We start from the raw sequence: 4,275 nt of genomic DNA on the forward strand, positions 1-4,275 counted from the left end.
GCACCAGCAGCCTGCCCCCGGTCTCGGTGTTCGTCACGGTCCGCGAGGAGGAACGGCACCTCACGGCCGCGATCGAGCAGGTGCTCGACCAGGACTACCCGGGCGAGCTCGAGATCGTCGTCGCGGTGGGCCCCAGCCACGACCGGACGCGCGAGATCGCCGACGAGCTCGCTGCCGGCGACGCCCGGGTGCGCGTCCTGGACAACCCCACGGGTCTGACGCCGGCCGGGTTGAACATCGCGATCGCCGCGGCGCGGCACGACGTGCTGGTCCGCGTCGACGGGCACAGCGAGATCGAGCGCGACTACGTGCGCGTGGCGGTCGAGGCGCTGCTCGAGACGGGCGCCGCCAACGTCGGTGGGCTCATGGTCCCCGTGGGCACCACGCCGTTCGAGGAGGCCGTCGCGCGCGCGATGAGCAGCCGACTCGGCATCGGCGCCGCGTCGTTCCACACGGGCGGTCAGGCCGGACCGGCGCCGACCGTCTACCTCGGGGTGTTCCGCCGCGACGCGCTCGAGCGCGTCGGCGGGTACGACGAGCACTTCGTGCGGGCGCAGGACTGGGAGCTCAACCACCGGCTGCGGGAGAACGGCGACGTCGTGTGGTTCGACCCGCGCCTGGCGGTGACCTACCGGCCGCGCGGCGACGTGCGCTCGCTCGCCCGGCAGTTCTTCCGCAGCGGGCAGTGGCGCCGGCAGGTCATGCGGCACCACCCGGAGACCGCGGGTGTGCGCTACCTCACACCCCCCGCGGCCGTGGTCGGCATCGCGGGCGGGGCCGTCCTCGGGCTCGTCGGCGCGACCGTCGGCCCGACGTGGCTCGTCGCCGGTGCCGTCGTTCCCGCTGCGTACGCCGTCGGCGTGCTCGCGGGGTCGGTCGTCGTGGGCCGGGGGATGAGTCCCGCGGCCCGCCTGCGCCTGCCCGCCGCGATCGCGACGATGCATGTCGCCTGGGGCTCGGGGTTCCTGCGCGGCGTGGGGGCGGAGGCTGGCGGCACGCAGGCTCGCGTCCTCTATCCTGATCCGGCCAATGCGTCCCGACAGCCCCGATCCGCCGCGGGCGAGGGAATCGACCGTCACCCGGCGGAGGACTGAGCCAGCCATGCCCACCCAGGAAGCCGTGCGCCCGCGTAGGGGAGAGCTTCGCGTCTACGAGCCCCACCGCGCCGGCCTGCCCAAGTTCGGTCCGTACTTCAGCGACCTGCGCCACCGGCTCCCGTTCGCCGCGGAGTTCTCGCGGTCGGGCATCCGTGCCGCGCACACGCAGACCGTCTTCGGCCAGCTCTGGCTGGTGCTGAACCCGCTGCTGATGGCGCTCGTGTACTACCTGCTCGTCGCGATCATCAGCAAGAACGGCGGGGGCGTCGACCGCCTCGCGCACATCGTGTGCGGGCTGTTCGTGTTCCAGCTCGTCGCGGGCGGCCTGCAGCAGGGCGCGACCTCGGTTACGGGCGGTGGACGACTCATCATGAACATGGCGTTCCCGCGCCTGCTCATGCCGCTGGCCGCAGTGCGCACCGCGTTCTTCCGCTTCCTGCCGACCGTCCCGGTCTTCCTCGTCATCAAGGCGTTCACGGACGAGCCCTGGGGCGTCGAGATGCTGCTCGCGATCGTGTTTCTCCTGATGATCACGGTGTTCAGCTTCGGTCTCGCGGCGATCATGGCGACGCTGCAGGTCTATTTCCGGGACACGTCGAGCTTCCTGCCGTTCTTCACGCGCATCTGGCTGTACCTGTCGCCCGTGCTGTGGACGATCGACGACCTCGGCGGCCACGGTCCGCGCTTCGCGCACATCATGCTGATCGGTAACCCGCTGTTCTCGCTGATCGGCGGCTGGAACGAGCTCGCGCTGCTGAACACGGTCCCCGAGCCCAAGGTGTGGTTCGCCGGTGCGGCGTGGGCCGTGATCGCCGCGGTCGCCGGGTCGCTGCTCTTCATGTCGAGGGAGCGTGAGTTCGCTGTCCGCCTCTGACATGGACCTGACCCAGGGCGGCTCCCGCCGGTCCGACGAGAACGCGCACCCCGAGGTGCAGCCCGCTGCCGCCGACCAGGGGGATGCTGTGCCCACGGACACCGAGGCGACCGACGCCAAGGTCGCGGACGACCAGCCCGCTCAGGGCACTGACGCCGAGGGTCAGGCGGTCGCCGCTCAGCCGGCCGCCGCTCAGCCCGGCGACGAGCCTCCCGCGGACGCCCCGGTGACCGACGCCGAGACGCCCGAGGCCGCACCGGCTCCCGCGGTCGCCCAGCCGCGGATCGAGCGCAAGTACCCGGTCGACCCGGACGCGCCGCCCGCGGTGAGCGTCCAGGACCTGTCGATCACGTACCGCACGACGTTCGAGAAGATCCCGACGATCAAGAGCGCGATCGTGCGCCTGGGCCGCGGCGAGCGAGCGGTGCGCGAGGTGCACGCGCTGCAGAACCTGTCGTTCGACGTCATGGAGGGCACGGCGCTCGGCATCATCGGCGCGAACGGCGCCGGCAAGTCGACGCTCATGCGTGCGCTGGCCGGGGTGCTGCCGCCGACGAGCGGGCGCATCGAGGTCCGCGGGGAGATCAGCTCGCTGCTCTCGTTGGGCGTCGGCTTCAACGGCGCGCTCTCGGGTCGCGAGAACGTCATGCTCGGCGGACTCGCGCAGGGACTGACGCGCGCGCAGGTCGCGGAGCGAGCCGAGGAGATCGCGGAGTTCGCCGAGCTCGGCGACTTCATGGACCTCCCGCTGCGCACCTACTCCGCGGGCATGGCCCAGCGCCTCGCGTTCGCGGTCTCGGTGCACATGGAGCCGGACATCCTGCTCATCGACGAGGCGCTGTCCGCTGGTGACGCCCGGTTCAAGAACAAGGCCGCCGCGAAGATGGACGAGCTCATGTCCTCGGCGCGCGCCATGTTCCTCGTCAGCCACTCGCTCGCGTCGATCCGCGAGCTGTGCAACGAGGCGATCTGGATCCACGAAGGCCGACTCATGATGCGCGGCACGCCGCAGGCCTGCGGCGACGCCTACACGCGCTTCCTCGAGGTCGGCGAGAACGCCTTCACCCTCGAAGACCTCTGAATGGAGACCGCGCGGTGAGGCCGCAGGTGAGCATCGTGACCTCCGGTCACGATGTCGCCGACGCGCGCCTGCACCGCGAGGCCGCTGCGCTGCAGCGCGCCGGTCTTCGGGTGGAGGTCCTGGGCCTCGGCGCTGCGAGCTCGGGCCCGCCCGGCGCGACGACGCGCACGTGGCCCCGCCGGGGCGCGCTGCGCCGTGCCTGGTACGCGCTCACGCTGCCTCTGCGCACGAGCGGTGACGTGGTCGTCGCGCTCGACCCCGACTCGGCGGCGGGTGCGCGGGTCGCGCAACGACTGCGCCGGGTCGTCGGACGGCGCACGGCGCTCGTGACGGACGTCCACGAGGACTACGAGCTGCTGCTCAAGGACCGGGCGTGGGCGTCCGGGCTGCGGGGCGGGGGCGCGGCGATCTCCGCGCGGCTCGGCTCACGTGCCGCGCGGCGCGCCGACCTGCTCGTCGTGGCCGACGACCACCTGATGCCCGACGCCGCGCACCGGCTCGTCGTGCGCAACCTCGCGGACACGTCGATGCTTCCCGCGCCGACCCCGCCGGGCGCCACGCCGCGCGCGGTGTACATCGGCGACCTGCGGCGCAGCCGCGGCCTGTTCGCGATGCTCGACGCGATCGAGGCGGCCGGCGGCTGGGAGCTCGACCTCGTCGGTCCCATCGCGCCGGCCGACCGTGAGGAGTTCCTCGAGCGGCTCGCGTCGCCCGAGCTGTCCGGCGTGGTGCGCTGGCACGGGCGGCAGCCGCCGCGTGAGGCGTGGACGTTCGCGAGCGGTGCCTGGGTCGGCTTCCTCATGCTGGACGCGACGCCCGCGTTCCGCGACGCGATCCCCTCCAAGCTCTACGAGTACCTCGCGTGCGGGCTCGCGGTCATCGCGACCGACCTGCCGCGCAGCGCGGCCGTGGTCCGCGAGACGCGGGCCGGGGTCGTCGTGGCCGACACGGGGCAGGCCGCACAGGCGTTGCGCGCGTGGGCGGCTGACCCCGCCGAGCTCGAGCGCCTGAGGACTGCGGCGCTCGCCGCGGCCGACTCGTACGTCGCGGGCGAGGACCTCGCGTCGTTCGCGGACGCGGTCGCACGCCTGGTCCCGCAGCCCGCCGCGAGCGCGGACGCCGGGGCCTGACCCCCTCGCCTGGCGCGGGCGTGCCCGGCGCGAGGTGCCTCAGCGCGCAGCGAGGAGCTGCAACGCGCCCGGCACGCCGTTGACGAGGTCGGC

General features: G+C 73.2%; 4 protein-coding genes. All 4 read left to right on the plus strand.

What is annotated here, in order from left to right:
* Positions 1–1,094: glycosyltransferase family 2 protein (locus tag CWIS_RS15960; protein WP_369796596.1), on the plus strand; the 1,094-nt coding region annotated here is incomplete at its 5' end.
* A gap of 7 nt (positions 1,095–1,101) precedes the next feature.
* Positions 1,102–1,971, plus strand: a complete 870-nt coding sequence (locus CWIS_RS15965; RefSeq protein ID WP_048344334.1) for an ABC transporter permease — start codon at positions 1,102–1,104, stop codon at positions 1,969–1,971.
* On the plus strand, positions 1,949–3,052 hold the full coding sequence (locus CWIS_RS15970; RefSeq protein ID WP_231583948.1) for an ABC transporter ATP-binding protein: 1,104 nt from the start codon (positions 1,949–1,951) through the stop codon (positions 3,050–3,052). Before CWIS_RS15965 ends, CWIS_RS15970 begins: the two co-directional genes overlap by 23 nt.
* A 35-nt stretch (positions 3,053–3,087) precedes the next feature.
* Positions 3,088–4,182: a glycosyltransferase gene (locus CWIS_RS15975; protein ID WP_229747392.1), complete on the plus strand. Its 1,095-nt coding sequence runs from the start codon at positions 3,088–3,090 to the stop codon at positions 4,180–4,182.
* The last annotated feature ends 93 nt before the right edge of the window (positions 4,183–4,275 follow it).

The sequence above is a fragment of the Cellulomonas sp. A375-1 genome, from assembly GCF_001040865.1.
Classification (GTDB): domain Bacteria; phylum Actinomycetota; class Actinomycetes; order Actinomycetales; family Cellulomonadaceae; genus Cellulomonas; species Cellulomonas gelida.

Bases quoted from the DNA above. Each gene is read 5' to 3' on its own strand.
- CWIS_RS15965 (WP_048344334.1), top strand. From the start codon at position 1,102: ATGCCCACCCAGGAAGCCGTGCGCCCGCGTAGGGGAGAGCTTCGCGTC.